We start from the raw sequence: 26,921 nt of genomic DNA on the forward strand, positions 1-26,921 counted from the left end.
ACTCGGCGCTGGCCCGCAGCGGACAACGTCCGGTTTAGGTCATTCGATGGGAAAGGCGTGACTCGACCCCAGCCCCGGCCACTCGGTTCGCTCGGCATCTCCGAGCTGGACGAACGCGTCTATCGCGCGCTGCTGGTGCGGCCCGGCGGCTCGCTGGCGGAGCTCGCGGTGCTGACGCCCCGGCGCGCCGACCTGACCGCGTCGCTGCGCCGGCTGCAGGACCTCGGCTTCGTCCGGCCGGTCGGCGCCCGGCCGCGCCGCTACGCGCCGGTGACGCCGGAGACCGCGATCGAGAGCCTGGTGCACCAGCGCCAGCAGGAGCTCCTGGGTGCGCTGGCGATGACCACCGAGCTCAGCGCGGAGTACCGCATCGGCCGCGACGACGACCCCGGCGCGCTGGTCGAGATCCTCACCGGCGCGACCGCGGTGGCGCAGCGGTTCGAGGAGCTGCAGAGCTCGTGCACCAGTGAACTGCTGCTGTTCGACCGCCCGCCGTACGCCGCCCCGCCGGACAACCCGCAGCAGCAGTCGGTGCTCGCCCGCAACGTCACCTCGCGCACCGTGTACGCGCCGGAGTCGCTGCTGCGGGACGACGCGGCGGCGTACGTGCGCGCGCTCGGCGACGCCGGCGAGGACGCCCGGGTGCTGCCCGGCCTGCCGCTCAAGCTCGCCGTCTTCGACCGCCGGGTGGCGCTGATCCCGCTGACGCTGGACTCCGACATCCCGCAGAGCGCCGTCATCCGCCGGTCCACGCTGCTGGACGCCATGGTGATGCTGTTCGAGTTCTTCTGGGAGCGGGCGCTGCCGCTGACCGTCACCGCCCCGGCGTCGCCGGCCGGCCCGGACCTCTCCGCCGACGACCGTCGACTGCTGTCGTTGCTGGTCAGCGGCGCGAAGGATGAGGCGATCGCGCGCGACCTCGAGGTCGGCGTCCGCACCGTGCGGCGGCGGATGCAGCGACTGCTGCACCTGCTCGACGCCGAGACCCGGTTCCAGGCCGGCATGCAGGCCGCCCGACGCGGCTGGGTCTGACCGGCGGACTAGGGTCTGCCACGTTCGCCGTGGTCCGCACGTTGGCCGTGGTCCGCAGGTTGGCCGTCCCCCTGGCGCCCATTTTCTTAGCCGCGTGACCGCGCCTCAAGCGGACCCGATGGCGCTTCGCGCGTTGGGTGACCGCTTGACCCGCGGCCCCGCGGCCAAGAACGGGCACCTATCAGGGGGACGGGGAAAGACTGGGCACACCTCGATGCCCGGAGCCGTCCTCGATGGCGAGAAACGTCCGAAAGGCTCCTCGAACACGGGCAGCAGGGGGACGGCCCACCGCCGCAAAACGGCGAACCGTTACACGATCCCCACCTCACCGTGTGGATTCGCTGCACCGGGTGGGGCGGATCACTGTTCCCCTGACAACAGCAACGCCACCCAGCAAACACAGTAATCCCACCCAATGGCGCACCAGAGGGCGCACAGTCGCCACGCCCAACGATGCCGAGATCGACGTGAGATCGCTGCGGAAACGACGCGGCATCACTGTCGCTGACACGACAGTGTTCTCCCATCGATCACGCAGCCGTCCCACACCGTTGCGCCGGGCCGGCGAGGCGCCGCCACCGGCTTCAAACTCGGCTCAAGTGTCGGAGTCTCGGCGACCAAGCGAAAAGCTAGGACTCCCGCAGCTGACGGGTGTACGCGGACAGGTCGTGGACGAACTCGTGCACCATCGGGTGCAGGGTCCGGCCGCGGACCCAGTTGATCGCGAGGTCGAACGCCAGCGGCCGGCCGTCGGCGTCGCAGAGCGGCCGGGTCAGCAGGTCGCTGCTGCGGCGGCCGATGGCGTCGCTGAGCACGCCGATGCCGACGCCGGCCGCTACGAGCGCCGCGATGGTCTCGCCGGCACTGCACTCGAAGATCACCTCGGGCTGCACGCCGGCCATCTGGCAGGCCGAGCGCAGCAGCTTGGCGGAGCGGAACTGCTCGCCGGTGAGGAGCACCGGCTCGCGGTGCAGCTCGTTGACCCGCAGCGGCCCGGGCTCGTGCAGCCGGTGTCCGCTCGGGATCAACGCTTTGACCTCCACCCGGGTGATCGGCAGGCTGTCGACCTCGCGCGGCACCGGCGGCGAGGCGATGGCGGCGTCGCACTCGTGGTCCATCAGCCGCTGCCGGGTCCGGATCGGGGTGTCCTCGATCAGCCGGACCCGGGTCGAGCGGTGCTGCGGGATCCAGTCGGCCAGGAAGTCGGTGAGATAGGTGCTGACGGCGGTGGGCGTGCAGGCCACGACGATGGTGTGCGACCACGCGCCGCTGGTGACGGCGCGCGCCTCCTCGACCGTCGCGAGCACCCGGCGGGCGGCGGACAGCAGCGCGTCACCCTGGGTCGTCACCTTGACGCCGTGCCGGCTGCGCTCCAGGAGCAGCACACCCAGCTCCTGCTCGAGCCGGGCGATGCGCCGGGTCAGCGACGGTTGCGAGACGTACAGCGCCTCGGCCGCGCGCCGGAATCCGTTGTGCTCGACCACGGCGATGTACGCCGTGAGGTCCTCCAGCTCCATGCCTCATCCTCGGGCCCGCAAGTCACACGATCGCGTCCGGGTATCCGTGCGGACGTACCGCCTCACGGTAGCGCTCGTTCAGCTCCGGCCATGACGTCTCGTGGATGTACACGGCCTCGGTGAAGTGCCACAGCAGGTACGGATGGGCTCCGAGCGCGTAGAGGGCCCCGTAGTCGCGGGCCGCGAACGCCGCCCGTTCCGCCTCGGTGAGCACCCGGTCGTCGGGCCGCTGGTCCGGCCCGGGCGCGCCGTCCAGCCAGGACGCGACGAACGCGGCGGGGTCGGCGACGTAGGCGCGGACGGCGTCGTCGCTCATCTCCACCGCGCGCATGAACTTGTTCATCATGTACGCGCTCATGGCTCGGTCCAGAGGAAGAAGGGGCTGGGGGCGAACCGCGACGGCGTCGCCTCGGCCAGGTCGGCGGGCCGGCCGTCGACGGCGGCGAGCGCGGCCAGCACGTTGACGTACTGGTAGGTCATGTTGCCGGCGCAGGTGACCCGCTCGTAGGTCGCCCCGGCCACGGCCGCCGCCAAGTCGCCGTCGCGCATCCAGCCGACCGCCTCGGCGTCGAACTCCGGGTCCGACGACGCGCCGCCGAGGAACTGCCGCGGCCCGCCGATCTCCGTCGCCATGTGCCCGGACGTGAGCAGCGCGACCCGTGCGCCGGAGTCCCAGCGGGCGATGCCGTCGCGCACCTGCTCGCCCAACGCGACGTAGCGGTCTGCCCCCGGCAAGGGCGGCAGCACGCCGTTGACGTGGATCGGCACGATCGGCACGTCGAACTCGGGGGTCAGGTAGAGCAGCGGCAGCACGAAGCTGTGGTCCAGCCGCCACTCGTGGCTGACGGCGAAGTCGATCGGCCCGGTCAGCAGCTCGCGCCCGGCGATCGCCTCGGCCAGCGCCCGGTGGCCGCGGACCTCCCGGTACGGCAGCCCGAACGTGCGCACCTCGTTCTCGAACGTCCCGTGATAGTCGTCGGCCAGCCCGATCACGAACGCCGGGTTGTTGTCGGAGTAGAACTGCCGGATGTGGTCGGTTCCGATCACCACGATGACGTCGACGGCCGCGGCCTCCAGCGCGGCCCGGATGCGGGCGAAGTTGGCCGCGACGCCGCGCAGGTCGTCCGGCGGCGGGTCGGTCAGCACCCGCCACAGCAGCGGGTTGTGCGGCGTCGCCGCGGTCAGCACCAGCTCGGCCATCCTCACTCCTCCGAGCCGGCGAGGCCGAACAGCCGCAACGCGTTGTCGCGCAGGATCTTCCGCCGCGACGTGTCCTTCCAGCCCAGTTCGTCGAACTCGGCCAGCCAGCGGTCCGCCGTCAGGACCGGCCAGTCGGTGCCGAACAGCACCCGGTCGCTGATCACCGAGTCGGCGTACCGCACGACCTCCGGCGGCAGGTACTTCGGTCCCCAGCCGGACAGGTCCAGGTAGACGTTGGACTTGTGCCAGACCATGGCGATGTTCTCCAGGTGCCACGGCCACGCCGGGTGCGCGGAGATGATCCGCAGCTCGGGGAACTCGGCCGCGACGTCGTCGACGTACGGGATCGGCCGGGCGTTCTCCAGCCGGTGGCCGCCGCCGCCCGGCGTTCCGGCGCCGGCGCCGGGGAAGCCGCCGTGGAACATCACGACCAGCCCCAGCTCGGCGCAGGTCTCCCAGATCGGGAAGAACCGCCGGTCGTTGGGGAGGAACCGCTGCCGCGACGGGTTCAGCTCGCCGACGCCGACGATGCCGTACTCGGCGTGGCAGCGCCGGATCTCCGCGACCGCCGCCGCGCCCTTCCACGGGTCGATCCCGGCGAAGGCGAGGAAGACGTCGGGGTGGTCGGCCTGCGCCTTGCCGAGCAGGTCGTTCGGCGCGCCGCGGATGCCGGACGTGGTCTCGGAGTCGGAGTTGACGATCACCGCCATCATCTTCCGCGACCGGTACTGGTCGGCCTGCTCGGCGAAGGAGACGACCGGGCGTTGCTGGCCGAAGTGCATGGCCATCTGCGCCCGCCGCTGCCCCATCGCGGCGAGGAACTCCTCGGTCTGCGGGTGCGTGTGGACGTCGATCGCGACGAGGTCGCGGGGCACCGTCACGACGCCACCGCCTCGTCCGCCGCCAGCGGCGGCGCGGGCCGGTAGTCCGGCGCGCCGCTGCGGTGGAAGACGGTGGACAGCCGCGGCTGCAGCACCTCGCGGCCGTCCGGCTCGGCCACCGGCTCGGTCAGCGCGAGGTGCGCCACCTGCGGGTCGGCCAGCAACTCGTCGACGCCGTTGAGCGCGGAGTGCGGGATGTCGGCGGCGGCCAGCCGGCGCAGCCACTGCTCCCGCGGCCGGGCGGCGGTGATCTCCTTGAGGACGGCGTCCAGGACGTCGTAGTGCCGCACCCGGTTCTCGCGGCTGGCGAAGCGCGGGTCGTGCGCGAGGTCCGGCCGCTCCAGCACGTCCAGCAGCCCCGTCCAGAACTTCTCCGGCACCGACAGGTGCACGACGAACGCGCCACCGTCGGAGCCGACGCAGGCGAACGCCTGGGCCCGTCGCGGCCGGCTGTCCGGCCGGGAGACCTCGCCGGTGCGCAGGTACGTCGACACCGGCTCGGTGAGGAAGTCGACGACGGAGCCGAGCATGGACACCTCCACGTGCTCGCCGCGCCCGGTCCGCTGCCGGGCGTGCAGCGCGGCGAGGACGGCCTGCGCGGCGGACATCCCGGACAGCAGGTCGGAGAACGCCGGGCCGAGCGGGCGCATCGTCCCGTCCGGCACGATCTGGCTGTACATGCCGCTGAGCGCGGAGATGACGGTGTCGTACGCGGGCCGGCCGGCGTACGGGCCGTCCGGGCCGAACCCGGTGATCGAGCAGACGATCAGCCGCGGGTTGACCCGCTCCAACTCGGGGTAGCCGACGCCGAGGCGGGCGGTGACGCCGGGCCGGAAGTTCTCGATCAGGACGTCCGCCGTCGTCACCAGGCGGGTCAGCTCGTCCCGCCCGGCGTCTGTCTTGAGGTCCAGCACGACGCCGGACTTGTTGCGGTTGTACGCGGCGAACTGCGGGCTGGTGACGGCGTCGCCGCCCTCCCACCGTCGCATCGGGTCACCGCTGGGCGACTCCACCTTCAGCACGTCCGCGCCGAGGTCGGCCAGCAGCTTGCCGGCGAACGGCCCGGAGATGTACTGGGCCAGCTCGATCACGCGCAGGCCGGCCAACGGGCCGGTCATCGGGTCGTCATCTCCTCGTGCTCCTTGCTGAGCTCATCGGGGCGGTCGTCGTACGTGGTGGTGCCGTTGTGGGTGATCAGCAGGTACACGGGGACGGCCGCACGCACCAGCGACGTGACCGGGCAGCGGCGCGCGGCCTCCCGGACGACGGCGATGACGGCGTCCGGCGGCGCGGGGCTGCGCAGCCGCACGTCGAGGACGAACCACTGCGGGTGCGCCGGGACGTCGTCGACCAGGTGTTCGCCGCGCATGTCCAGCAGCGTGCGCACGTCGATCTGCAGCTCGTGCAGGGCCGCGTCGTGCAGGGCGGCCACCTTCGCGCACCAGACCTGCAGGCAGAACGCCAGCCCGCTGAGCAGGTAGCGCATCGGGCTGGGCGCCGAGCCGAGCCCGGCCCGGGCCGGCGACTCGTCGCAGCGGAACTCGTACGGCTGGTCGTACTGCATGAACCGGGCGACGGCGCGCACGTCCTGTTCCAGCCGGGTGGACACCCAGGGGCGCATGCGCGCCGCACCCGGCTCGCGGGACAGCCGCTCGCGGGTCGACAGCACGACGTCGCGCAGGTAGGGCGCGTTGGTCAGCTCATCGGACACGGATCACGACCTTCCCGCGGCGGCCGCGATCGCCCAGGGCCGCCCAGGCGGCGTGGATCTCGGCCAGCGGGTACTCGGCGGCGATCTCGGGGACGACGACACCGGCGGCGACCAGCTCCAGGGCCCGGACGACGTCGTCGTAGCCGGCCGACGCCGCACCGACGACCGAGTGCCGCCGCTGGTAGAACGTCCGCGGGTCGAGCCGCAGCTGCCCGGCCGACGACGCGGCGCAGAGCACCAGCCGGCCGCGCCAGGCCAGGCAGCGGGCCGCCGCCGTCAGCACGTCGGCCCGGCCGGTGCCGTCGACGATGACGTCGGCGCCGTCCGGCGCGCGCGCCGCCACCAGCTCCGGCAGGTCGTCCGGCTCGGCGTAGCGCAGCGGCTCGGCGCCCGCGGTCGTCACGTCCGCCGACGTCGACGCGGCCAGCACGCGCGCCCCGGCGTGCCGGGCCAGCTGCACGGCGGCCGCGCCGACGGCGCCGGTCGCGCCGGTGACCAGGACCGTCGCGTCCGCCTCGATCCCGCCGGCCGCCTCGATGGCGTGCAGCGCGATGGGGACGCTGTGCACCGCCGCGGTGGCGATCGCGTAGTCGATCCCGCCGATCGGGATCGCGGCGCGCGACGGCACCGCGACGAACTGTGCCGCGCCGCCGTCCCGGTGCCCGCCGACGACCCGCTGAGCGGTGCAGTCGGCGTCCTCGCCGGCCCGGCAGTACCGGCAGGTCCCGCAGGTGAGGTTCGGTTTGACGACGACCCGCTCACCGCGCCGGTCGCCGGGCACGTCCCAGCCCTGTTCGACGATCTCGCCGGCCGGGTCGATGCCGGGGACCAGCGGCAGCCTGGCCGCCGCACCCGGACCCCGTCCGTTCATGACGTGCAGGTCGAGGTGGTTCGCGCCGACCGTCTGCACCGCGATCAGCACCTCACCGGCGGCCGGGCGCGGCACCGGCAGCGGCCCGACGACGACACCGTCGGCCCCGCCCGGCGCGACCACCGCCGCGCCGGTCATCACCGCTGGTCCTTCGCGGCGTCGCGGGCGTCGGCCTCGAGCACGTCCCAGAGGTGGTTACGCAGCTCGACGTAGCGCGAGTCGCCCTGGGCGGCCCGTTCGGACCGCGGCCGGGGCAGGTCGACGTCGAGGATCTCCGCCACCGTGCCGGGATGGCGGCTGAACACCGCCACCCGGTCACCGAGCAGGATCGCCTCCTCGATGCTGTGCGTGATGAACATGACCGTCTTGCCGGTCGTCGCGATGATCCGCTCCAGCTCGCCGCGCATGACCTCGCGGGTGAGCGCGTCGACCGCGCCGAGCGGCTCGTCCATCAGCAGGATGCGCGGCTCGGCGACCAGCGCCCGGGCGAGGCCGACCCGCTGCTGCATGCCGCCGGACAGCTCGCGCGGGTAGGCGGTCTCGAAGCCGGTCAGCCCGACCAGCTCGATGGCGTCCTTCACCTGCCGGTCGGCGTCGCGGCCGCGCAGCTTCGTCTGCATCTCCATGCCGAACCGGACGTTCGCCTCGACCGTCCGCCACGGCATCAGCGCGTAGTCCTGGAAGACGACCGCACGGTCCGGCCCGGGGCCGGTGACCGGCGCGCCGTCGACCGTGACCGTGCCCTCCGTCGCGGGCACGATGCCGGCGACGGTGTTCATCATCGTGGTCTTGCCGCAGCCGCTGGGCCCGAGCACCGTGAGCACCTCGCCGGGGAACACGTCGAGGTTCACGTCCTCGATCGCGACCACCTGCTTGCCCTTCCGGCTCGCGCCGTAGCGCACCGACAGGCCGCGGACGCTGATGAGCGGCCGTCGGTCCTGCGGGCGGCGCCCCGGCGGCTGGCCGGCCTCGGTGGCGAGCGAGATGCCCATGCGGTGTCTCCCGTCGAGCGTGCGATCAAGTCGGTCGGCGAAGCGTTTCGTCGAGCGTAGGAAAAAGCGGGAACGGGCGGAAGAGAAAGGTACCCTGCGAAATCCGCATCGCGTGATACCGGAATGGTGAGAACGCGGGGCTCGACTCAGGCGGCGCAATCAATATGGTGATCCGAATACTGACCGGCCCGATCCCCGGTGGGCCTCGGCGGCACCTTCAGGAACGGAGATGTGAAATGCGCAGATCACTGGCGCTCTCAGTCGCCTTGATCACGGGCACGGCCATGATCACGCTCGCGGCCTGCACCGACGTACCGTCGACGGCCGGGGATGACGGCCCCGTGGAGGCGGCCGACCTCGGTGACGGCGAGCCGGGAGCCGCCGAGGACACCGAGATCACGGTCGCGATCCCCTTTCCGGACATCACCATGTACTCCCAGTACGTCGTGGGCACGGAGTTGGGCTTCTACGAGGACGAAGGTCTTTCCGTGGAAGTGATCACCGCCGACAACGTCAATGCCGCGGTGTCGAGCGGAAGCGCCGACATCGGCGTGGAAAGCGCCGGTGCGGTGATCGAGGCGGTGCGCGCGGGAGTCGGCGTCATGCCGCTGGCCGGGCACTTCTGCCGGCAGAACTTCGACTTCGCCGTGCAGCCCGGCGTCACCTCCGTCGACCAGCTGGCCGGCACCGACGTCGTCCTCGCCGGCACCACCGGCGACCCGGCGGAGTTCCAGCGCCAGCGGGTGCTGAAGGAGGAGGGCTGGGACCTCGACGGCGTCGACGTCGACATCGTCTACCCGGGCCCCGACTCCGCCACCTGGCGCGAGTTCTTCGTCACCGACCGCGTCTCGCTGATCCCGTTCTACGGCGACGACCGGCCCGCGCTGGACGAGTACGGCGCGAACATCGTCATCGAGGCGCTGCGGCCGTGGGCCAACGACCTCCACGTCGTCGGCAAGGGCTGGCTGGAGGACAACCCGAACAGCGCCGTCCGGTTCCTGCGCGCCACCATGAAGTCGCTGGAGCACATCGTCGCGCCCGGCGTCGGCGAGGTCCCGGAGAACAAGGACGAGATCCTCGACATCTACGCGGCCAACGACTTCGAGGTCGACGAGCTGCGGGCGCAGGACCACCCGTGGATCCTCGACGGGCACCTGGCCTGCCCGAACCTGTATTTCGACGAGGAGGCGTGGGACACCACCATCGAGACGCAGGAGCTGGACCCGCTGCCGTTCGACGAGCACGTCGACCTGTCCTACCTGCACAAGGCGCAGGAGCTGCTCGACCTGGACGCCGCGATGCCGTCGGAGGAGCTGGTCTACCCGTGACGACCGTCACGACGGCTTCCAGCCGGGCCGCGGGGCCGAGCCTCGCGGCCCGGCTGGCCGCCCTGGATCCATGGCAGAAGGCGCTGATCGTCCTCGGCGAGGTGCTGGTCGTCCTGGCGCTGTGGCAGCTGCTGGTCGGGTCGTGGCGGGTGATCAACCCGATCTTCCTGCCGCCGCCGCTGAGCATCCTGGAGGGATTCGACGAGCTGCTGGCGTCCGGGCAACTGGGCGAGCACGTGCTGACGTCGATCCGGTCCTGGCTGACCGGGTTCGGGCTGGCGACGCTGATCGGGGTGCCGCTCGGGCTGCTGATGGGCTCGTCGCTCGCCGTCGACCGCGTCGTCGGGCCGATGGCCTGGACGATCTACGCGACGCCGATGCTCGCGTACCAGCCGCTGGCGCTGGCATGGTTCGGGTTCGGCACCGGGCCGGTGGTGTTCCTGGTGGTCATGGGCGCGCTGTTCCCGATCCTGCTGAACGTGTCGGCCGGGATGCGCACCACCAGCCCGTCGCTGGTCAACGCCGCCCGGGTATACGGCGGCCGCCGCCTTCAGCTGTACCGGAAGGTGTTCCTGCCGTCGACGGTGGCGTTCCTCATCGCCGGGATGCGGCAGGGCGCGGTGATGGCGACGATCGCGCTGATGGTCGCGGAACTGGCCGGCACGTCCACGGGCATGGGCGCGCTGATCGTCCGGACGGCGAACAGCTACCAGACCGACCAGTCGTTCGCCGCCATCGCGATGGTCGTCCTCTGGAGCGTCGGCATGACCCAGTTGATCGGCGGCGTCGGGCGCTGGGTGGCGCCCTGGACGAAGGGGGCACGATGAGCCGTCGCGGCTCCGATGCGAAGTACGTCCTGCTGCTCGCGGGGACGGTCGCGGCACTGCTGGTGTTCTGGCAGCTCGCCGTCACCCGCCTCGGGCTGGTCGAGGAGGCGTTCCTGCCGCCGCCGACAGACGTGGGCGCGGCGTTCGTCGACCTGCTCGGCGACCCGGAGTTCTGGGACGCGTTCGTGTTCAGCCTGCAGAACCTGTTCGCCGGGCTGGCGCTGGCGATCGTCGTCGGGCTGGTCGTGGGGCTGACGGTCGGCTGGTTCCCCGTCCTGCACTTCACCGTGGCGCCGTTCCTCTGGCTGCTCTACTCGACGCCGAAGGTGGCGCTGGCGCCGTTGTTCATCCTGGCCCTGGGCCTGGGCAGCGCGTCGAAGATCGCCCTGGCGTTCCTGCTGGCGGTGTTCCCGATCCTGCTCAACACCATGGAAGGGGTCGAGACCGTGAACGGCTCACTGATCCGGGCCGGCCGCGTCTTCGGGTTCCGCGGGCCGGCGCTCGGGCTGAAGATCGTGCTGCCGGCGACGCTGCCGTTCAGCCTGGCCGGCATCCAGCGCGGCTCGGCGCTCGCCTTCACCGGCGTCGTGCTGGGCGAGTTCCTCGGCGGGGCCGGCGGGCTGGGGCACCGGCTGGAGCAGGTCGCGTTCGACTTCCGGATGGCCGAGGCGCTGGCGATCGTGCTGGTCATGGTGATCGTGGCGAACGGGCTGCTGCTGACGATCTCGGCCGCCCGGCGCAAGTGGGCGCCGTGGTACGAGGCCGGCGTCAGGTCGGTCGGCTGATGACCGGGGTCGTGCGGCGCGAAGTCGTGACGCCGCCGGACGTGTACGCGCCGACGTGGCAGTTCAGCCAGGCGGTGAAGGTGACCGGCGGCAGCACTGTCTACGTCAGCGGGATCATGGGCTTCCGGGCCGATGGCACCATGCCCGACGACATCGTCGAGCAGGCCGACCTCGTCTTCGCCAACCTGCGCGCCGTGCTCGTCGCGGCCGGCGGCACCCTCGACGACGTCGTCAAGGTCACCGTCTATGTCGGCGAGGACTACCAGGCCCACCGCGACGAGCTGCGCGAGGTGCGGTCGCGCTACTTCACCGGGACGTACCCGGCCAGCACGCTGGTGCGTGTGGCCGGGTTCGCCGACCCCCGGTACCGCATCGAGGTCGAAGCCGTCGCGGTGCTGTGAGGCGACGGCCACCGGCCTACGGCGCGATGTTCTGGTTGAGGTGGAACACGTTGTCCGGGTCGTAGACGCGCTTCACCGCCTGGAGCCGCTCGTAGTTGCCGCCGTAGTTGGCGGCGACCCGGTCCTGATCGTCGGCCGCCATGAAGTTGACGTAGCCGCCCTCCTCCGAGAACGGCGCCGTGGCCGCGTAGTAGTCGCGCACCCAGCCGATGTTGGCCTCGTTCTGCACCGGGTCCGGCCACATCCCCGCGATCACCGTCGCGAACGTGGCGTCGCGGTGGCCGAACGCGGTCGCGTCCGGCGCGACCCGGTGGACGGCGCCGTTGATCGGGTAGATGTGCATCGTCGAGTTGACGACGGGCACCTTCGGCCCGTGCTCCAGATGCGCCGCGATCACCTCGTCACTGAGTGAGCGGACGAAGTTCGCCTTCCAGTAGTGCTGCAACCCGGGCGGCACCAGGCCGTCGAACGCGCTGTTCAGGGCCGGATACGGCATCGGGCCGACGTGCTCGGCGACCACGGGGGCCACGTCGCGCAGCTCCTTGAGCATCGCCTCGCCCTCGTCCAGCGGCCCGGCCCAGCAGGACACGAAGGCCAGGAACGGCTCCCCGTGCCGGTCCTCCGGGATGAACGGCAGCGGCGGCGCGATCTGGTACGCCGGGAAGCCGCCGAACTGCTCGGGCGCGTCCTGGATGAAGTCGCGGTAGAACCGCAGCACGTCGGCGGCGTCGTCGAGCGAGAAGAACATCGGCCCGCCGTAGATGTCCTTCACCGGGTGCAGCTGGAACTCCAGCGACGTCACGACGCCGAAGTTGCCGCCGCCGCCACGCAGCGCCCAGAACAGGTCGGCGTTCTCGTCCTCGCTGGCCACCAGGATGCGGCCGTCGGCGGTGACGACGTCGGCGGAGACCAGGTTGTCGCAGGACAACCCGAAGCCGCGGGCGAGGTAGCCGATGCCGCCGCCCAGCGTCAGCCCGCCGACCCCCGTCGTCGAGATGATCCCGCCGGTCGTGGCCAGCCCGTACGGATACGTCGCGGCGTTGAAGTCGCCCCAGGTCGCGCCGCCTTCCGCGCGCGCGGTCCGGGCCGCCGGGTCGACCCGGACCGCGCGCATGGCGCCGAGGTCGATGACGACGCCGTCGTCGACGGTGCCGAAGCCGGGCACGCTGTGCGAGCCGCCGCGGACGGCGATCTCCCGGTCGTTGGCGCGGGCGTACCGGACGGCGGTGGCGACGTCGCCGGTGTTGGCGGCCCGCACGACGACCCGCGGCCGCCGGTCGATCATCGCGTTGTACACGCGCCGGGCCTGGTCGTAGCCGTCGTCTCCGGACGCGTACACGGCGCCGCGGACCTGCTCGCGCAACTGGTCGAGCGTGAATTCGGACATGGTGCTCCCCCCTCGGGTGTCAGCCGATCCCCACAGTTCTCCCACCGCGCCGTGTGACGCCGCGTGTGACCTGCCCGAACTGTTGCCAGCCGGGTCCACGGGGAGTACGACTGGACGATGGGGACGGTCGAGGACTGGGTGAGCGCACCGGCACGGATCGCCGATCCCGGCGAGGGCGTCTCGGTCGACGAGCTGCGGCTCGCCGCCCGCAACCACGGCCTGCCGCTGGAGGCGTTGCGCTACGACGTCACCCCGGCCGGCCTGCACTATCTGCTGACGCACTACGACATCCCGGCCGTGGACCCGGCCGCCTGGCGGCTGACGGTGTCCGGCGCACTCACCCGGCCGCTCTCGCTGAGTCTGGACGACCTGCGCGCACGGCCGCGGGTGACCCACCGCGTCACGCTGGAGTGCGCCGGCAACGGGCGGGCCCGGCTGAGCCCGCGGCCGGTCAGCCAGCCGTGGCTGGACGAAGCGGTCGGCACCGCGGAGTGGACGGGCACACCGCTGGCGGCCGTGCTCGCCGAGGCGGGCGTGGCCGCGTCCGCCGTCGACGTCGCGTTCACCGGCGCCGACAGCGGCCTCGAACGCGGGGTCGAGCAGACGTACCGGCGCGGGCTGCCGCTGGCCGAGGCGCTGCGCGACGACGTCCTGCTGGCCGACGAGATGAACGGCGCTCCGCTGCCGCCGCAGCACGGCGCGCCCGTGCGCCTGATCGTCCCCGGCTGGTACGGCATGGCGCACGTGAAATGGCTGGTCGGCGTCGAGGTGCTGGAGTCGGCGTTCGACGGCTACCAGAACGTCACGTCGTACCGCGTCAAGCAGGCGGCCGACGACCCCGGCGAGCCGGTGACCCGCATCCTGCCGAAGGCGCTGATCCAGCCGCCCGGCGTGCCCGACTTCCAGAGCCGCGTCCGCGTCGTCGACTCAGGCGTCGTCGAGCTGACCGGGCGGGCGTGGTCGGGCTGGGCGCCGGTCGAGTCCGTCGAGGTGAGCACCGACGACGGCGGCAACTGGCGGCCGGCCGAGCTGGGCCCGCAACCCGCGCCGTACGCGTGGCGGTCCTGGCGGTTCGCGTGGACTGCCCACCCCGGACGGCACGAGCTGCGCGCCCGCGCCCGCGACGCCGCCGGCCACGAGCAGCCCGTCGACCAGGCCTGGAACCGTCAGGGCATGGCCAACAACCACGCGCAGCAGGTCACCGTCGTCGTCCGCTGAGGACACTCGCCCGCCCGACCTTGTCGGTATCGGCCGCTACGGTTCGACGTCTCTGTGGGGACGCACCCCTGCGCCCCCGTGGCTATGACCACGAGGAGGGGACATGAACGCTCTCGCGATCGAGGCCGAAGGCCTGGTCAAGCAGTATCGCGGCCGGGCCGGCACCGTCGACGCCGTCCGCGGCGTCGACCTCAGCGTCACCGCGGGCGAGGTCTTCGGGTTCCTGGGGCCCAACGGCGCCGGCAAGTCGACCACCGTCCGCATGCTCACCACGCTGCTCACCATCACGGCGGGCACCGCCCGCGTCGCCGGCATCGACGTCACGGCCGACCCCGACGCCGTCCGCCGGCGCATCGGCGTCGCGCTGCAGGAGGCCGGGCTGGACCCACGGCAGACCGGGCGCGAGCTGATCGAGCTGCAGGCGCGGCTGTTCGGCAGCACCGCGGCCGAGGCAGCGGCCCGGGCGGAGGAACTGCTCGAGCTGGTCGAGCTGACCGAGGCCGCCGACCGGCGCATCAAGGGCTACTCCGGCGGCATGAAACGCCGCCTCGACCTCGCGTCGGCGCTGGTGCACCGGCCCGAGGTGCTGTTCCTCGACGAGCCCACCACCGGCCTCGACCCCGCCAGCCGGCTCGGCGTCTGGGACGAGGTGCGGCGCATCAACCAGCGCGGCACCACGGTGTTCCTCACCACCCAGTACCTGGAGGAGGCCGACCAGCTCTGCCACCGGCTGGCGATCATCGACGACGGCCGCATCGTCCGCTCCGGCACGCCGGCATCGTTGAAGGCGGAGCTGCGGTCGCGGCTCGGACTGACGTCCGACCCCACCCTGGACGAGGTGTTCCTCGACGCCACCGGCCGCACCCGCGAACGCGTGGCCGGCGACGTGCAGGAGGTGACGGCATGAGCGCGCTCGTCCAGACCGAACTGCTCGGCCGCCGGGCCATCCGCGAGTCGCTGCGCACGCCCGAGGCGCTCGCGCCGACGCTGTTCATCCCGGTGTTCTTCCTGGTCGTCAACTTCGGCCAAGCCGGGCGGATCTTCCCGTCCGACTCCACCCCGTTCCTGTACGGGCAGACGTACGCGGCGTTCCAGCTGCCCAGTTCGCTGCTGCTGGCCGCCTCGTTCGGATCGGCCGCGCTGTACCTCGTCGAGGACATCGAGGGCGGCTACTTCGACAAGCTGCGGGCGGCGCCGGTGTCGCGTGCCGCGCTGGTGCTCGGCCGGCTGATCGCCGAGGGCGCGAAGACCGCCCTGCTCACGGTCGCGCTGGTCGTCATCGCACTGCCGTTCGGCGTGACGATCGCCAGCGGGCCGGCCGGCTTGGTGCTGCTGGTCGTGCTGACGTCGCTGTGGGGCATGGTGTTCGCCGGATTCATGCAGCTCATCGCGTTGAAGACGCGTAGTGCGGCGGCCACGAACTCGGGCGGGCTGGTGTTCTTCCCGCTGCTGTTCCTGACCCCGAACTTCGTGCCGCGCGAGCTGCTGACCCGGCCGATGGAGATCGCGGCGACGTTCAACCCCGTCACGTACGTCATGGAGGCGTTGCGGTCGTTGATCCTGCAGGACCTGCAGTGGGACGTGCTGGCGCGCGGGTTCGGGGTGGTGGCGGCGTTCGGCGCGCTGATGGTGTATCTCAACCTCCGGCTGGTGCGCCGGTACGACTGAGCCGACCTATTGACAACATGTTCCCAAAATGACAACATGTTGCCTATGACACCGACAGCGCACATCGCCCTGTACGACACGCTCGCCGACTCCGAGATCGGGCACCTGCTCGTGGAGCTGCGCACCGGCCGGTTCACCGGCACGCCGTGGAACGTCGTCACCGTCGCTGAGACGGCCGACCCGATCACCACCATGGGCGGGATGCGTATCGTCCCGGACCTGCTGCTCGCCGACCTCTCGCCCGAGGAGAGCGACCTGCTGGTACTGGCCGGCGCGGAGATGTGGGACACCAGCGGCGGCCAGGCGTGGACGGACGCCGCCCGGCGATTCCTCGACGCGCGGGTGCCGGTCGCCGCCATCTGCGGCGCGACGGCCGGTCTCGCGCGGGCGGGGCTGCTGGACGACCGCGACCACACCAGCGCGGCACTGGACTACGTGACCATGCAGCCCGGCTACGGCGGCCGCGACCACTACATCGACGCGCGCGCTGTCGTCGGTGGCGACGTCGTCACCGCCGGGCCGGACTCGCCGGTGCAGTTCGCCCGGGCCACGCTGAGCCGGCTGGGCCTCGCGTCGGAGGAGACGCTGCAGGCGTACGAGGGCGTGTTCCACGCCGCCGACCCGAGCGCGTACCCGGTGCTCATGCAGGCACAATGAGCCGAATGACGACGACGGAGGTCCCGCCGCGCGCGGAGTGGCCGGAGCCGGGGCCGGCCACTCCGGCCGGCGAGGTGCTCACCGACCTCGCCCTGACGACGTTCCGGCTCAACGCCCGGCTGATGGAGGCCGCGCAGGACATGGCGGCCGCCGGCGACATCACCGCCGCGTGGTGGCAGGTGCTCGGCGGCGTCCTCGACCAGCCGCGCACGCACGCCGACATCGGCCGGCTCGTGGGGATGTCGCGGCAGGGTGTGCGCCGGGTGGCCGACCTGCTGGTCGAGCAGGGGCTGGCGGAGTACCGCGACAACCCCGCGCACCGCCGCGCCAAGCTGCTGGCCTGCACTGAGGCGGGCTACTGGGCGATCCGGCGCATCTCGCTGGTGCAGCACCCGTGGGCCGAGCACATCGGCTCACAGCTCGACCTCGGCGACCTCACCCGCGCACTGGACACCATGCAAGCGTTGGTCGCCGTTCTCGAGGCCGACCGCCCGGCCGGCGGCTGATGCCGTCAGGGCTGGACGCGCAGCACCGCGGCCAGCAGGGCGAGCACGATCGCCGCCGACGCGGCCCACTGGACGTGCAGCAGCGTCCCGCGCAGGTCGCGCGCGAACGCCGGCGTCAGAACGTCGGCGAACCGCCGCCGATCCGACCGGAACCGCCCCCGTCTCGGCGTCGCCATGTCGCGACCTCCCCTTCTCCCCCCGCGGGCACTCCCTCGTCGGGTAGGAGACCGCCGGTCGCGGGATCAGCACGCGAGCGGCGATGTGAGCTGCGTCACAGCAGGCGGGTCATGAAGACGCTGAGCGGGTCTGGACCGTAGCCGGCGAACGGCGCACAGTGCTCGAATCCGAACTTCTCGTAGAGCCGCCGGGCCGGCCGGAAGAACTCGTCCGACCCGGTCTCGAGGCTGAGCCGCCGGTATCCCATCGCCCGCGCCTCGCCGACGATGTGGCCGAGCAGCAGCGACGCGATGCCGCTGCGCTGGCGGGCGGGCGCCGTGCGCATCGACTTCAGCTCGGCGTGCCGATCGTCCAGCCGCGTGATCGCCCCGCACCCGACGATGACCCCGGCGTCGTCGCGGACCACCCAGAACGTGACCCCCGGCCGGCGCAGGCCGTCGAGGTCGAGGGCGTGCTTGCTCTCCGGCGGCGTGATGGACCGCAATTCCCGGACGTGGTCTTCCAGGAACGCCGCGATCTCCGCCCCCGCCAGGTCGTCGACGGCGATGCGCATGGTGGCGACCGTAGAACGCTCGTGTCATCCGAATGTTTCAGAACAGGACCTGGCTCTGACGCGCGTCCTGGGTGTCGGGTGCGCGAAACCGCCGAATTCGGCCCGAGAACGCACCTCAGACCCAGGACGCGCCCCACGCCGACCACGTCGTCACGGGGTGACGGCGCGACGGTGGATGTCGCGGAGGATGCGGGCGACGGCGAGGCGATGCGCGCCCGACGTGACGACGAGCAGGCGGTAGATGCGGCCGTGCGGGCCGGGGAACGCGGCTTCGGTGCGCGCGCTCACCGTCGTCCCGCCCGGGGCCGCGGCCAGCGTGAACGTCAGCGCATAGCGGGAGAACCGGTGCCGCCCGGCCAGCCGCACCAGCCGCTCCGGCTCCACCGCGGCCACCGCGAACCCCGGCACCGTCGCGCCCGGCTCTAGCGGCGCCCCGGACGGCCGCCGCGGCGAGGTCCCGAGGAGCCACGCGAGCACGCCCGCCCCGCGCATGCCGCCCATGTGTGCGCCGAGCGCCACCCAGACGTCGGACGGCGAGGCGGGGACCAGCAACTGGCGCTCGTCGACGAACGGGAGGACGGTCATCGCGGCGGGATGGCGGCGACGACGGCGGAGGCCCAGAGGCGGTAGCCGGTCGCGGACGGGTGGAAGCGGTCGGCGCTGAAGAAGTCCATCGGGGGCAGCCCGTCCGAGACGACCGTCGTCCAGGCCACCTGCGGCCGCGCCGCGCACACGTCCCGCGCCACCGCGTCGAAGGCGGCCGCCCGCTCGCCGAGGTAGCGCCGCAGCGTCCGCGGCAACCCCGGGAACAGCCCGAACGGCGGCACCCCCGCGACCACCACCCGGGCCGACCGCGCGGCGAGGCCGTCGACGATCGCGGCGAGGTCGGCACCCCAGTCGGCCGGGGGCCGCCGGGTGAGCACGTCGTTCGCGCCGGCCAGCAGCACGGCGACGTCGTACGAGCCGGTCAGGCGGGGCAGCAGCCGGTGCCGGACCCGCCGCGCGGTCGCGCCGAACTGCGCCGCCACCTCCCAGTCGACGGGCCGCCCGGTCGACGCGGCGAGCAGCCCCGCCAGCGCACCGGCGAACCCGTCGTCGTGCGAGTCGACGCCGGACCCGGCCGCGGTCGACTCGCCGAGCACCGCCACCCGCAGCGGCGCGCCGTCGCCGCCGCCGATCGTGCCGGCCACGCGGTCGTCGACCGGCTCGGCCAGCGTGAACGTCGAGCGCACCCAGAGCCCCTGCATCGCGACGAGGGGCAACAGCAGCCGGTTCACGAGGCCGCCCCGGGAAGCAGGGTGCCGACGGCGGCCCGGGTGCCGTCGCCGAGATCGACGCCGATGGCCTGCAGCAGCACCACCAGCGCACCGTCGGCCAGGAACCGGGCGAGGTCGTCGGCGCCGGCGCCGGTCAGCGCGGCCGACTCGCCGAGGAGGACGGTGATGACGCCGCGGCAGCGCGCCGCCACCACCTCGTCGCGCCGGGCGATCGCGGATGCCTGCAGCCACAGCCCGCCGGTGACGCCGCCGGAGAGCAGCTCGCGAAAGCCCGCACCCATCGCCGTCATCGGGTCGCCGGGCCGGTCGGCCGCGGCCGCGCGGAACGCCGTCCGCACCCGCGCCTCCACCTCGTCGACGCAGGCCAGCAGCAGTCCCTGCTTGCTGCCGAAGAGGCGGAAGACGTACGGCTGCGACACCCCGATCTCGTCCGCGACGCGTTGCAGCGCGGCCGTGGTCAGGCCGTCGTCGGCGATCACCCGCATCGCGGCGGCGACGGCGTCGGCTCGCCGCTGGGACGCGGTACTACGCGCTTCTGCCATGCCTCGCAGCATGACAGAAGTAAGTACTTACTTACAAGATCTGACCTAGACTTCTCGGCGATCCCTGGGAGGACGGATGAATGGCGACGGCCGTCCGGTCGAGATCGTGGGGCTGCTGGTCTCGCCGGTGCACGCGTACGAGGGCCGGCCACAGGACGGGCCGCGACACGATCCGGCGCCGGCCACCCGGCCGGACGTCACGGTGCGCGCTGGGCTCGGACTGGTCGGCGACCGCTACTTCGGCCGACCGGCGCACCGCAACGCCGCGGTCACATTGATCGACGCGGCCGCGCTGGACGAACTCGCCGCGTCGCTCGGGCTGAACCATCCGCTCGATCCGCTGCTGACCAGGCGAAACATCGTGCTTCGCGGCTTCCGTGTCGACGACCTCACGGCGCGACGGCCGGAACCGGGCGCGGTGTTCACGCTCGACTCCGGCGCGGGACCGATCCGGTTCCAGGCTCACCGGGCGGCGAACCCATGCGCCTGGATGGACGTCGCGCTGGCGCCGGGTGCGTTCCGCGGGCTCCGCGGCCGCGGCGGCGTCCGCTGCACACCCCTCGACGACGGCGCGCTTCAGCTAGGGCCGGCAACCCTCACCGTCCAACCGGCACCCCGCTGAGCCTAGCCGCGTCAGCCCAGGCCGAGCCGCTGCCAGGTCTGCTTGCCGGGGATGCCGTCGGCGTCGGTTCCCTTCCAGCCCTGGTCCTCCTGGAACGCCTTGACGGCGGCCTGGTCGGTGGCCGACCAGGTGCGACTGGGGCCCTCCTTGTAGAGGTCGCGGTATTTCTTGCTCCGCAGCACCAATGCCGAGCCGACCAGGAGCACATAGTCGTTGACCTTGCCCGCCCCGAACACCTCGGGACCGGGATACGGAACCACCTCGACCACAACAGCTTCGGACATGTCCCCTCCAGCGTGATCGGCCACGATCGTGGACCACAGCGTAGGGACTGCGACAGCCGGTTCGCAGCATCTTCGCTCCACGACACATGGCCACACTGCTCGTGACCTCCAGTCATGACGTCCTTGCTGCGGCCGTCACCAGATCGAGGCCCAGAAGTGATCAAAAATGATGATCACGATGACTCCCAGAATCGTGACAAGGCGGGAATAATGGCTATGTAGTGCAGGGGGACGATCGAAGATGCAGAACAGCGGCGTGCGGTGGAGCACCCCGCACCAGCAATCGGCTCGGCTGCTCGTCGTGACAGCCGTGGCAGCTTCGAGCGCCACCCTGGCCCAGTACTGGACCGGCATCCCCTGGGGGCTGCTGCTGGCTCTGTGCGCCGTCGCGGGCTTCGGCATGCCGTTGGTGTGGTGGCTGCGGCAGCGAGCGGCGAGTTGGGACCAGCGCGAGCACGCCGTCGAGTCGACCATCCGCTCGGCCCTCGGCGCCGGCTCACTGCCACGGACGGGCGACTCCACACTCCAGCTGTTCGGTGTACATCGCGCCCCGCTGCACATGACCTACCTGACGAGGACCGCGCATGCGGAGATCGTGACGACGCTGCAGACGGGCGAGCCGACGCTGCTCCTGGGGCACGCCATGGCGGGCAAGTCGCGGCTGGGTGCGGAGGTCGTCCGGCAGCACTACCCGGAGCTGCCCCTGGTCGTCCCGGCGCCGCCGCGTGGGCTGGCGCAGCTCTTCGGCGCGGGCGGGAGCCCCATGCGCACGGTGATCTGGCTCGACGACCTCGAGCGTTACCTGGGCGACGACCTGTTCCGGGTCGAGTGGCTCGATCGCGCGATCCACGCGGAGAACATCGTGGTGGCGACCATGCGGTCCGGGCCGTACGAGCAGTTCCTGCCGCATGGGGACGTCCAGCGCTCCCAGTGGGAACTCCTCGAACGGTTCCGGCCCGTGTGGCTGCACGCGAACCCTGACGAACGCAGGCGACTGGCCGGGATGATCGACGACCCGCGCATGCGGGCCGGCGTGCTGCGCTACGGCCTCGCCGAGTACCTCGGGGGTGCGGCGCTGGCGATCGAACGGCTGCACGCCGGCGAGTCCGAGCACCCCCTCGGCGCGGCCATGGTGCGCGCCGCCGCCGACTGGCGGCGCATGGGCCTCGACGGCGTCCCGGAGCCGGTCCTGGGCCGGCTGGCCCGCCGATACCTGCCGGAACCCGGCCGCCGCACCGGCGCGGACCGCACGGCCCGCGCGATCGAATGGGCCAGTGAGCTGATCGATCACACCGTCGCGCTGCTGGAACCGACGGCAGGCGGCTGGCGTGCCTTCGATCCGGTGGTCGACCACATCGCGGCAGAGGGCCGACCGGTCCCGGACTCGGCATGGGACGCCGCTCTGCGGTCGGCCGGCGACCGGCTGATCGCCGTCTGTCATGCCGCGGCCGCGGTGCACCACCGGCAGGACATCGCGGAACGGGCCTGGCGCAGGGCGCTCCAACGCCACGGCGACACCGCCATCCTGACCGCCAGACTGCTGCGCGACCTGCAGGGTTCCGCCCCCGACGCCTCGTGGTGGACCGACCCGCCGTCGCTCCCCGACTGGCTCCAGCCGTGACGCGACGCTGACCCGGCGGCGGCGTGCGGCACCGGAACCTCGCGAGGGAGGCTTGTCCGCGCGACTCTTCCCAGCTACCGTGGCACGACGTTTCATGTCGATCCGCCGGACTTGTCAGGGAGTGGACGCATGCCACGCACCGCCGTCGTCGCCGCCATCGCCGCACTGGGACTCGCCGCCGGGCTGGGGGTGAGCACGACGGCCGCCGCGTCCGGTGAGGTCCGCACGTTCGACGCCGAGCCGCTCGGCGCCGCACCGGCCGGCTACGCCACGCAGGGCGACATCACCGTCGCCGAGGCGCCGTTCGGGCCACCCGGGAACCGCGCGGTGCACCTGGCCGACTACACGGCGACCCTCCAGTCCCGCCTGCAGATTCCCGCTCCCGCGGCCGCTGCCAGGCGGTTCGAGTTCGACCTCGCGATGCACACGACGCGGCAGGCGGTGTTCCTCGCCGTGCACGCCGACGGCGACAACCCGGCGCTCGGCGCGTACCGGTTCATGATCACCCCGGTGTACGCGTACGGCGGCAGCAGCACCGCGCAGGTCCTGGTCTACGACGGACGGCAGTACCTGCGCCTGGCGACCGTCCCGATGCTCACGGCGCGCGACCACCCGAGCCGCGTCCGCATCGACGCGAGCGGCGACGCGGCCGTGCTGACGGTGAACGGAATGTCGTTCCGTACCACGGTGCGGGCATCCGGCGGTACCGCGATCACCGGGCTCGAGCTGGCGTCCAGCGGCGCCGCCGGCGTCGGCTCCGACGCGTACCTGGACGACGTCGCGCTGAGCGAGCTGGACCCGGCCGGCCCCGCACTCGCCGAGGGGCTGCCCGTCACCGGCGTCCTCCCGTCCTACGTCGCCGAGAAACACCCGGCGTCCACCGTGGTCGCGACGATCGACGCTCCGGACCTGCGGGCGGGGCAGGTCCGGGCCAGCGTGGTCGTCGACGGCGTCGACCGGCCGTTCCCGGGCCGCGTGCACGGCGAGCCCGGCCGGCTGGTCGTCAGCGCCGCGATCGACGGCGCCGACATCGGCCTGCACCCGGTCACCGTCACCGTCACCGACCTGCGCACCGGCGTCGCCCGGTCGACCCAGCAGCGCATCCAGGCGTACTCGCCGATCCCCGCCGAGGTCGTCGCGCAGGAGCCGGCCGGCGCCGCCGAGCCGCGCTTCCCCGACGCCGTCCGGCTGGCCGACGGCACGATCGTGCTCGCCTACCACCACGCCGACGCGCACACGAAGGCCGACGGCGTCGTCCGCATGGTCCGCTCCACCGACGGCGGCGGCACCTGGACCGACCCCGTCACCGTCGCGGCCACCGCCGGCGCCGACAACCGCGACCCGAAGCTCAGCGTGCTGCGCGACGGCACCGTGCTGCTGACGGTGTTCCGTACCGACTGGTCGACCAGCCCGGAGAGCAACCTCGGCACGTTCGTCTACCGTTCGGCCGACGGCGGGCTGACGTTCCCCGAGGTCACGCAGGTCGAGAGCACGCAGCCGGGCGCCTGGCAGCACGGCCCCGCCGTCGAACTGCCGAACGGCGACATCCTGCAACCGCTGTACGGGTATGGCGCGCGGGTCGCCCGCAGCACCGACGGCGGCCGCTCGTTCCCCGCGGTGAACGAGCGCACCGTCGTCGAGGACGACGAACGGTTCTCCAACGGCGAGCCGAACATCGTCCGGCTGCCCAGTGGGGAGCTGGTCATGCAGATCCGGCGGCACGACAACCTGCTGGCGATCGAGAGCGAGTCGACCCTCGTCCGTTCCTTCGATGACGGCCACACCTGGACCGGCCCGGAGCCGACCGGCCTGCCCGCGTCGTCGGCGCACCTACTGGTCACCGACGACGGCTCGGTGCTGATGACGTACGGGAACTACGCCCAGGCCGGGCGGCCGACGTACGGCGTGCTGATCGACGACCCGTCCGGGCCGTGGACGGGGCAGCGGCCGCTGGCGCTGTACAACTCCGGCTGGGAGGACCAGGCCAACCCCACCACCGTCCAGCTCGACGACGGTTCCTTCCTCACCTTCGGCTTCGACGTCGCCAACCGGACGGTGGTCTCCTTCCGCACCACCGCCGCCGACTACGACTGAGCACGTCCGGCACGGATGGTCAGACCCTGGGTCGCCGTCGCCGGCGAGGTGGGGTGCGTTTCGCCGGTGTTGACGCAGGCGCCAACTGTTGGCGCTGATGTCTACTCCCTCGCGACGTCATCGGCGTCCGCGTCTTGTGCGGCGCGGTCAGGTCAGCCGGTGGGGAGAGCTGCTGTGCCAGCCCGCGGGCGTACCCGCTGACCTCGTCGTCCGTCGCCGAGCAGCAGCGCGACCTGGCAGCACTGGATGACGTTGGCCGGCGCTGCCGGTCGTCGTGGCCGGCATGGTGACGAGGACGCCACATGGTGACGCTGGTGTCACCCTGCCCGAGACAGTCGTCACCGTGAGGGCTTGATCGTCCACATGGTGGACGGTGAACATCTCAGCAGGTAACCATTTGGCATTGCACTCGTCACAATTCCGCTGCTCCGGACGTGTCCGGTTGGCCGACGATCGCCGCCTTGGGCTAGCGTCACCAGCGACCGAACCAGACCAGACGCGGTTGGGGTTGTCGGCCGACGGTGCGGGCTCAGGCCCCGCGGTGCCGCTTTCGTCCCCGCTCGCGTCGCTCGTCGCGTGGCTCACCGGCCGCCTTGAACCATGGGCGCGGAAAGCGCGCCCGGTGGAGAAACCGGTGCGTCGCGTGGCAGACGAACGAAGGGGAGGGCGTGACCGCCGTACGCGCGGAAGGACTGTTCAAGGTCTTCGGCCGAGGCGCCGACGACGCCGTTCAGCGGCTCAGGGACGGCGCGAGCCGTGCCGACGTCGTCGCGCAGGGGGCGACCCCAGCGGTGATCGACGCGAGCTTCGAAGTGCAGCCGGGCGAGATCTTCGTCGTGATGGGGCTGTCCGGATCGGGCAAGTCCACGCTGATCAGAATGCTCAACGGCCTGTGGGAGCCCACGGCCGGCCACGTCTATGTCGACGGCGTCGACATCTCCGGCATCGACGCGGGCGAGCTGCGCCGGGTGCGGCAGCAGAAGATCAGCATGGTCTTCCAGCACTTCGCGCTGCTCCCGCACCGGACCGTCGCCGAAAACGCGGCATACGCGCTGGACATCCAGGGCGTGCCGAAGGACGAGCGGCGCGCCAAGGCCGCCGAGGCGCTGGAGCTGGTCGGGCTGCGCGGGTGGGAGGACCGCTACCCGGCGCAGCTGTCCGGCGGCATGAAGCAGCGGGTCGGGCTGGCCCGCGCGCTCACCGCCGGTAGCGACATCATGCTGATGGACGAGGCGTTCTCCGCCCTCGACCCGCTGATCCGGCGCGAGATGCAGGACCAGTTGCTGGAGCTGCAGGCCAGCCTCGGCAAGACGGTGGTGTTCATCACGCACGACCTCAACGAGGCCATGCGGCTGGGCGATCGCATCGCGGTCATGCGCGACGGCCGGATCGTGCAGGTCGGGACGGCGGAGGAGGTGCTGCGTGACCCCGCGAACGACTACGTCGCGCAGTTCGTCGCCGACGTCGACCGCACCCGGGTGCTGACGGCGTCCAGCGTCATGGTGCCGGCCCAGCTGGAGGTCAACGCGTCGGCCGGGCCTCGCGTCGCGCTGCACGGCATGCGCGACAAGCAGCTCAGCGCGGCGTTCGTCGTCACCCGGGACCGCAAGCTGCGCGGCGTCGTCCGTGACGACGACGTCGTGGCGGCCGTCAACCGGGGCGACACCACGCTCGAGCAGATCGTCGACTCCGGCGTCGCCTCCGTGCACGCCGACACGGTGCTGGCCGAGCTGTTCGCGCCGTCCGCCGAGTCGGTGCTGCCGCTGGCGGTCGTGGGCGACGACGACCGGCTGCTGGGCGTCATCCCGCGGGTGACGCTGCTGACCGCCATGGCCAGCCTGGCCGAGGCCCAGCCGGACCTGGAGGTGGCCCGATGAGCGACTCCTTCGACCCGCTGGACCCCCGGCTGAGGGTCGGCACCTGGGTCTCCGACGCGTTCGACTGGTTCACCGACACCCTCCAGCCGGTGCTCGACTTCGTCGACACCGTGCTCGACGGCGCCTACAGCGGCGTCGCCGACGCGCTGAGCGCGCCGCCGTTCCTGGTGATGGTCGCGCTGTTCGCCGCGCTCGGCTGGGCGGTGCGGTCGTGGAAGTTCGCCGTCTTCACCGTGCTCGGGTTCTACCTGATCGCGGCGATGGACAAGTGGGACGCCGCCATGCAGACGCTCGCGCTGGTGCTGGTGGCCGCGTTCATCGGGACGGTCATCGCGGTGCCGCTGGGCATCTGGGCGGCCCGTTCTCCGACGGTGAGCAACCTGCTGCGGCCGGTCCTCGACTTCATGCAGACGATGCCGGCGATGGTCTACCTGATCCCGACGCTGGGCGCGTTCGGCATCGGCGTCGTCCCCGGCATGATCTCGACCATCGTGTTCGCGATGCCGCCCGGTGTCCGGTTCACCGAGCTGGCCATCCGGCAGGTCGACACCGAGGTCGTCGAGGCCGGGCAGGCGTTCGGGTCGTCGCCGATGCGCATCCTGCGGCAGATCCAGTTGCCGCTCGCACTGCCGACGATCATGGCCGGGATCAACCAGGTGATCATGCTGTCGCTGTCGATGGTGGTCCTCGCGGCCATGGTCGGCGCGGCCGGGCTGGGCCTGGACGTCGTGGCCGGTCTGCAGTCCCTGAACGTGGCTCGCGGCGTGGAGGCCGGTCTGGCCGTCGTCGTGCTCGCCATCTATCTGGACCGTGTGGTGTCGGCGCTGGCCGACCGCGCTCCAGTCGTCCGGGCGTCGAGAGTGCGCGCCTGAACGTCGCTTCACGAGTAGGTC

30 protein-coding genes are annotated in these 26,921 nt (G+C 72.1%); 15 read left to right on the top strand and 15 right to left on the bottom strand.

All coding sequences use genetic code 11. The features are described from left to right. The first annotated feature begins 57 nt into the window (after positions 1 to 57). Positions 58 to 1,032: a helix-turn-helix domain-containing protein gene (locus ACW62_RS12490; protein WP_053204441.1), complete on the top strand. Its 975-nt coding sequence runs from the start codon at positions 58 to 60 to the stop codon at positions 1,030 to 1,032. Between the two features lie 629 nt (positions 1,033 to 1,661). Here the strand turns inward: ACW62_RS12490 and ACW62_RS12495 are convergent. From ACW62_RS12495 to ACW62_RS12530, 8 genes are read right to left on the bottom strand one after another with little or no spacing between them, the layout of a single operon-like run. Further along, complete coding sequence (locus ACW62_RS12495; protein WP_053204442.1) at positions 1,662 to 2,549, bottom strand: LysR family transcriptional regulator; 888 nt, start codon at positions 2,547 to 2,549, stop codon at positions 1,662 to 1,664. Between the two features lie 22 nt (positions 2,550 to 2,571). Continuing rightward, positions 2,572 to 2,907: a hypothetical protein gene (locus ACW62_RS12500; protein ID WP_053204443.1), complete on the bottom strand. Its 336-nt coding sequence runs from the start codon at positions 2,905 to 2,907 to the stop codon at positions 2,572 to 2,574. Further along, a complete protein-coding gene (locus ACW62_RS12505) occupies positions 2,904 to 3,749 on the bottom strand; it encodes a DODA-type extradiol aromatic ring-opening family dioxygenase (RefSeq protein ID WP_053204444.1) in 846 nt (281 codons plus the stop codon). The genes ACW62_RS12500 and ACW62_RS12505 overlap by 4 nt, the downstream gene beginning before the upstream one ends. A 2-nt stretch (positions 3,750 to 3,751) precedes the next feature. Continuing rightward, a complete protein-coding gene (locus tag ACW62_RS12510) occupies positions 3,752 to 4,630 on the bottom strand; it encodes an amidohydrolase family protein (protein WP_083459694.1) in 879 nt (292 codons plus the stop codon). After that, entirely contained in the window at positions 4,627 to 5,748 is a 1,122-nt protein-coding gene (locus tag ACW62_RS12515) for a CaiB/BaiF CoA transferase family protein (RefSeq protein WP_053204445.1), read from the bottom strand. Before ACW62_RS12515 ends, ACW62_RS12510 begins: the two co-directional genes overlap by 4 nt. After that, on the bottom strand, positions 5,745 to 6,341 hold the full coding sequence (locus ACW62_RS12520) for an OsmC family protein (RefSeq protein ID WP_053204446.1): 597 nt from the start codon (positions 6,339 to 6,341) through the stop codon (positions 5,745 to 5,747). The genes ACW62_RS12515 and ACW62_RS12520 overlap by 4 nt, the downstream gene beginning before the upstream one ends. Beyond that, positions 6,331 to 7,350, bottom strand: coding sequence for an alcohol dehydrogenase catalytic domain-containing protein (locus tag ACW62_RS12525; RefSeq protein WP_053204447.1), 1,020 nt, complete (start codon positions 7,348 to 7,350; stop codon positions 6,331 to 6,333). The genes ACW62_RS12520 and ACW62_RS12525 overlap by 11 nt, the downstream gene beginning before the upstream one ends. Continuing rightward, positions 7,350 to 8,204 (bottom strand): ABC transporter ATP-binding protein, encoded by an 855-nt coding sequence (locus ACW62_RS12530; protein WP_083459695.1) that lies wholly within the window; start codon positions 8,202 to 8,204, stop codon positions 7,350 to 7,352. The genes ACW62_RS12525 and ACW62_RS12530 overlap by 1 nt, the downstream gene beginning before the upstream one ends. A gap of 284 nt (positions 8,205 to 8,488) precedes the next feature. Here ACW62_RS12530 and ACW62_RS12535 point away from each other — a divergent pair, with 284 nt between their 5' ends. From ACW62_RS12535 to ACW62_RS12550, 4 genes are read left to right on the top strand one after another with little or no spacing between them, the layout of a single operon-like run. Beyond that, on the top strand, positions 8,489 to 9,532 hold the full coding sequence (locus tag ACW62_RS12535; protein ID WP_157574708.1) for an ABC transporter substrate-binding protein: 1,044 nt from the start codon (positions 8,489 to 8,491) through the stop codon (positions 9,530 to 9,532). Then, a complete protein-coding gene (locus tag ACW62_RS12540) occupies positions 9,529 to 10,359 on the top strand; it encodes an ABC transporter permease (protein WP_053204449.1) in 831 nt (276 codons plus the stop codon). The genes ACW62_RS12535 and ACW62_RS12540 overlap by 4 nt, the downstream gene beginning before the upstream one ends. Continuing rightward, complete coding sequence (locus ACW62_RS12545) at positions 10,356 to 11,144, top strand: ABC transporter permease (protein ID WP_053204450.1); 789 nt, start codon at positions 10,356 to 10,358, stop codon at positions 11,142 to 11,144. The genes ACW62_RS12540 and ACW62_RS12545 overlap by 4 nt, the downstream gene beginning before the upstream one ends. Next, positions 11,144 to 11,545 carry a RidA family protein gene (locus ACW62_RS12550; RefSeq protein WP_053204612.1) on the top strand — a complete coding sequence of 134 codons (402 nt, stop codon included), beginning with the start codon at positions 11,144 to 11,146 and terminating at the stop codon, positions 11,543 to 11,545. The genes ACW62_RS12545 and ACW62_RS12550 overlap by 1 nt, the downstream gene beginning before the upstream one ends. A gap of 16 nt (positions 11,546 to 11,561) precedes the next feature. Here ACW62_RS12550 and ACW62_RS12555 read toward each other — a convergent pair whose 3' ends face one another. Next, on the bottom strand, positions 11,562 to 12,932 hold the full coding sequence (locus ACW62_RS12555) for an FAD-binding oxidoreductase (protein WP_053204451.1): 1,371 nt from the start codon (positions 12,930 to 12,932) through the stop codon (positions 11,562 to 11,564). 117 nt (positions 12,933 to 13,049) lie between these two features. On the opposite strand from ACW62_RS12555, the gene ACW62_RS12560 reads away from it, so the two are divergent. From ACW62_RS12560 to ACW62_RS12580, 5 genes are all read left to right on the top strand, one after another. Next, on the top strand, positions 13,050 to 14,150 hold the full coding sequence (locus tag ACW62_RS12560) for a sulfite oxidase (RefSeq protein ID WP_053204452.1): 1,101 nt from the start codon (positions 13,050 to 13,052) through the stop codon (positions 14,148 to 14,150). Positions 14,151 to 14,253: 103 nt separating this feature from the next. Next, entirely contained in the window at positions 14,254 to 15,057 is an 804-nt protein-coding gene (locus ACW62_RS12565; protein ID WP_053204453.1) for an ABC transporter ATP-binding protein, read from the top strand. Beyond that, positions 15,054 to 15,818 (top strand): ABC transporter permease, encoded by a 765-nt coding sequence (locus ACW62_RS12570; RefSeq protein WP_053204454.1) that lies wholly within the window; start codon positions 15,054 to 15,056, stop codon positions 15,816 to 15,818. The genes ACW62_RS12565 and ACW62_RS12570 overlap by 4 nt, the downstream gene beginning before the upstream one ends. Before the next feature lie 45 nt (positions 15,819 to 15,863). Next, on the top strand, positions 15,864 to 16,475 hold the full coding sequence (locus ACW62_RS12575; protein ID WP_053204455.1) for a DJ-1/PfpI family protein: 612 nt from the start codon (positions 15,864 to 15,866) through the stop codon (positions 16,473 to 16,475). A 5-nt stretch (positions 16,476 to 16,480) separates the two neighbouring features. Then, a complete protein-coding gene (locus tag ACW62_RS12580; RefSeq protein WP_083459697.1) occupies positions 16,481 to 16,981 on the top strand; it encodes a MarR family winged helix-turn-helix transcriptional regulator in 501 nt (166 codons plus the stop codon). A gap of 5 nt (positions 16,982 to 16,986) precedes the next feature. On the opposite strand, the gene ACW62_RS33980 is transcribed toward ACW62_RS12580, so the two are convergent. The 5 genes from ACW62_RS33980 to ACW62_RS12600 form a co-directional block, all read right to left on the bottom strand. After that, positions 16,987 to 17,157: a hypothetical protein gene (locus tag ACW62_RS33980; RefSeq protein WP_157574709.1), complete on the bottom strand. Its 171-nt coding sequence runs from the start codon at positions 17,155 to 17,157 to the stop codon at positions 16,987 to 16,989. A 95-nt stretch (positions 17,158 to 17,252) separates the two neighbouring features. After that, complete coding sequence (locus ACW62_RS12585; protein WP_053204456.1) at positions 17,253 to 17,711, bottom strand: GNAT family N-acetyltransferase; 459 nt, start codon at positions 17,709 to 17,711, stop codon at positions 17,253 to 17,255. A 150-nt stretch (positions 17,712 to 17,861) separates the two neighbouring features. Beyond that, positions 17,862 to 18,296, bottom strand: coding sequence for a hypothetical protein (locus ACW62_RS12590; RefSeq protein WP_169792047.1), 435 nt, complete (start codon positions 18,294 to 18,296; stop codon positions 17,862 to 17,864). Beyond that, entirely contained in the window at positions 18,293 to 18,988 is a 696-nt protein-coding gene (locus ACW62_RS12595; protein WP_053204457.1) for an SGNH/GDSL hydrolase family protein, read from the bottom strand. Before ACW62_RS12595 ends, ACW62_RS12590 begins: the two co-directional genes overlap by 4 nt. Beyond that, entirely contained in the window at positions 18,985 to 19,530 is a 546-nt protein-coding gene (locus tag ACW62_RS12600; RefSeq protein ID WP_053204615.1) for a TetR/AcrR family transcriptional regulator, read from the bottom strand. Before ACW62_RS12600 ends, ACW62_RS12595 begins: the two co-directional genes overlap by 4 nt. 76 nt (positions 19,531 to 19,606) lie before the next feature. On the opposite strand from ACW62_RS12600, the gene ACW62_RS12605 reads away from it, so the two are divergent. Next, complete coding sequence (locus ACW62_RS12605; protein WP_053204458.1) at positions 19,607 to 20,152, top strand: MOSC domain-containing protein; 546 nt, start codon at positions 19,607 to 19,609, stop codon at positions 20,150 to 20,152. An 11-nt stretch (positions 20,153 to 20,163) separates the two neighbouring features. On the opposite strand, the gene ACW62_RS12610 is transcribed toward ACW62_RS12605, so the two are convergent. Then, positions 20,164 to 20,436, bottom strand: a complete 273-nt coding sequence (locus ACW62_RS12610) for a peptidoglycan-binding protein (RefSeq protein ID WP_141711414.1) — start codon at positions 20,434 to 20,436, stop codon at positions 20,164 to 20,166. Positions 20,437 to 20,746: 310 nt separating this feature from the next. Here ACW62_RS12610 and ACW62_RS12615 point away from each other — a divergent pair, with 310 nt between their 5' ends. The 4 genes from ACW62_RS12615 (at position 20,747) to ACW62_RS12630 (ending at position 26,900) form a co-directional block, all read left to right on the top strand. After that, a complete protein-coding gene (locus tag ACW62_RS12615; RefSeq protein WP_157574710.1) occupies positions 20,747 to 22,057 on the top strand; it encodes a hypothetical protein in 1,311 nt (436 codons plus the stop codon). A gap of 129 nt (positions 22,058 to 22,186) precedes the next feature. After that, positions 22,187 to 24,151: a sialidase family protein gene (locus tag ACW62_RS12620; RefSeq protein ID WP_053204461.1), complete on the top strand. Its 1,965-nt coding sequence runs from the start codon at positions 22,187 to 22,189 to the stop codon at positions 24,149 to 24,151. A gap of 668 nt (positions 24,152 to 24,819) precedes the next feature. Further along, positions 24,820 to 26,028: a quaternary amine ABC transporter ATP-binding protein gene (locus ACW62_RS12625; protein ID WP_053204462.1), complete on the top strand. Its 1,209-nt coding sequence runs from the start codon at positions 24,820 to 24,822 to the stop codon at positions 26,026 to 26,028. Further along, complete coding sequence (locus ACW62_RS12630; RefSeq protein ID WP_053204463.1) at positions 26,025 to 26,900, top strand: ABC transporter permease; 876 nt, start codon at positions 26,025 to 26,027, stop codon at positions 26,898 to 26,900. Before ACW62_RS12625 ends, ACW62_RS12630 begins: the two co-directional genes overlap by 4 nt. Positions 26,901 to 26,921 lie beyond the last annotated feature (21 nt).

Origin of the sequence: Jiangella muralis, from assembly GCF_001270745.1 — a bacterium.
Taxonomy (GTDB): Bacteria; Actinomycetota; Actinomycetes; order Jiangellales; family Jiangellaceae; genus Jiangella; species Jiangella muralis.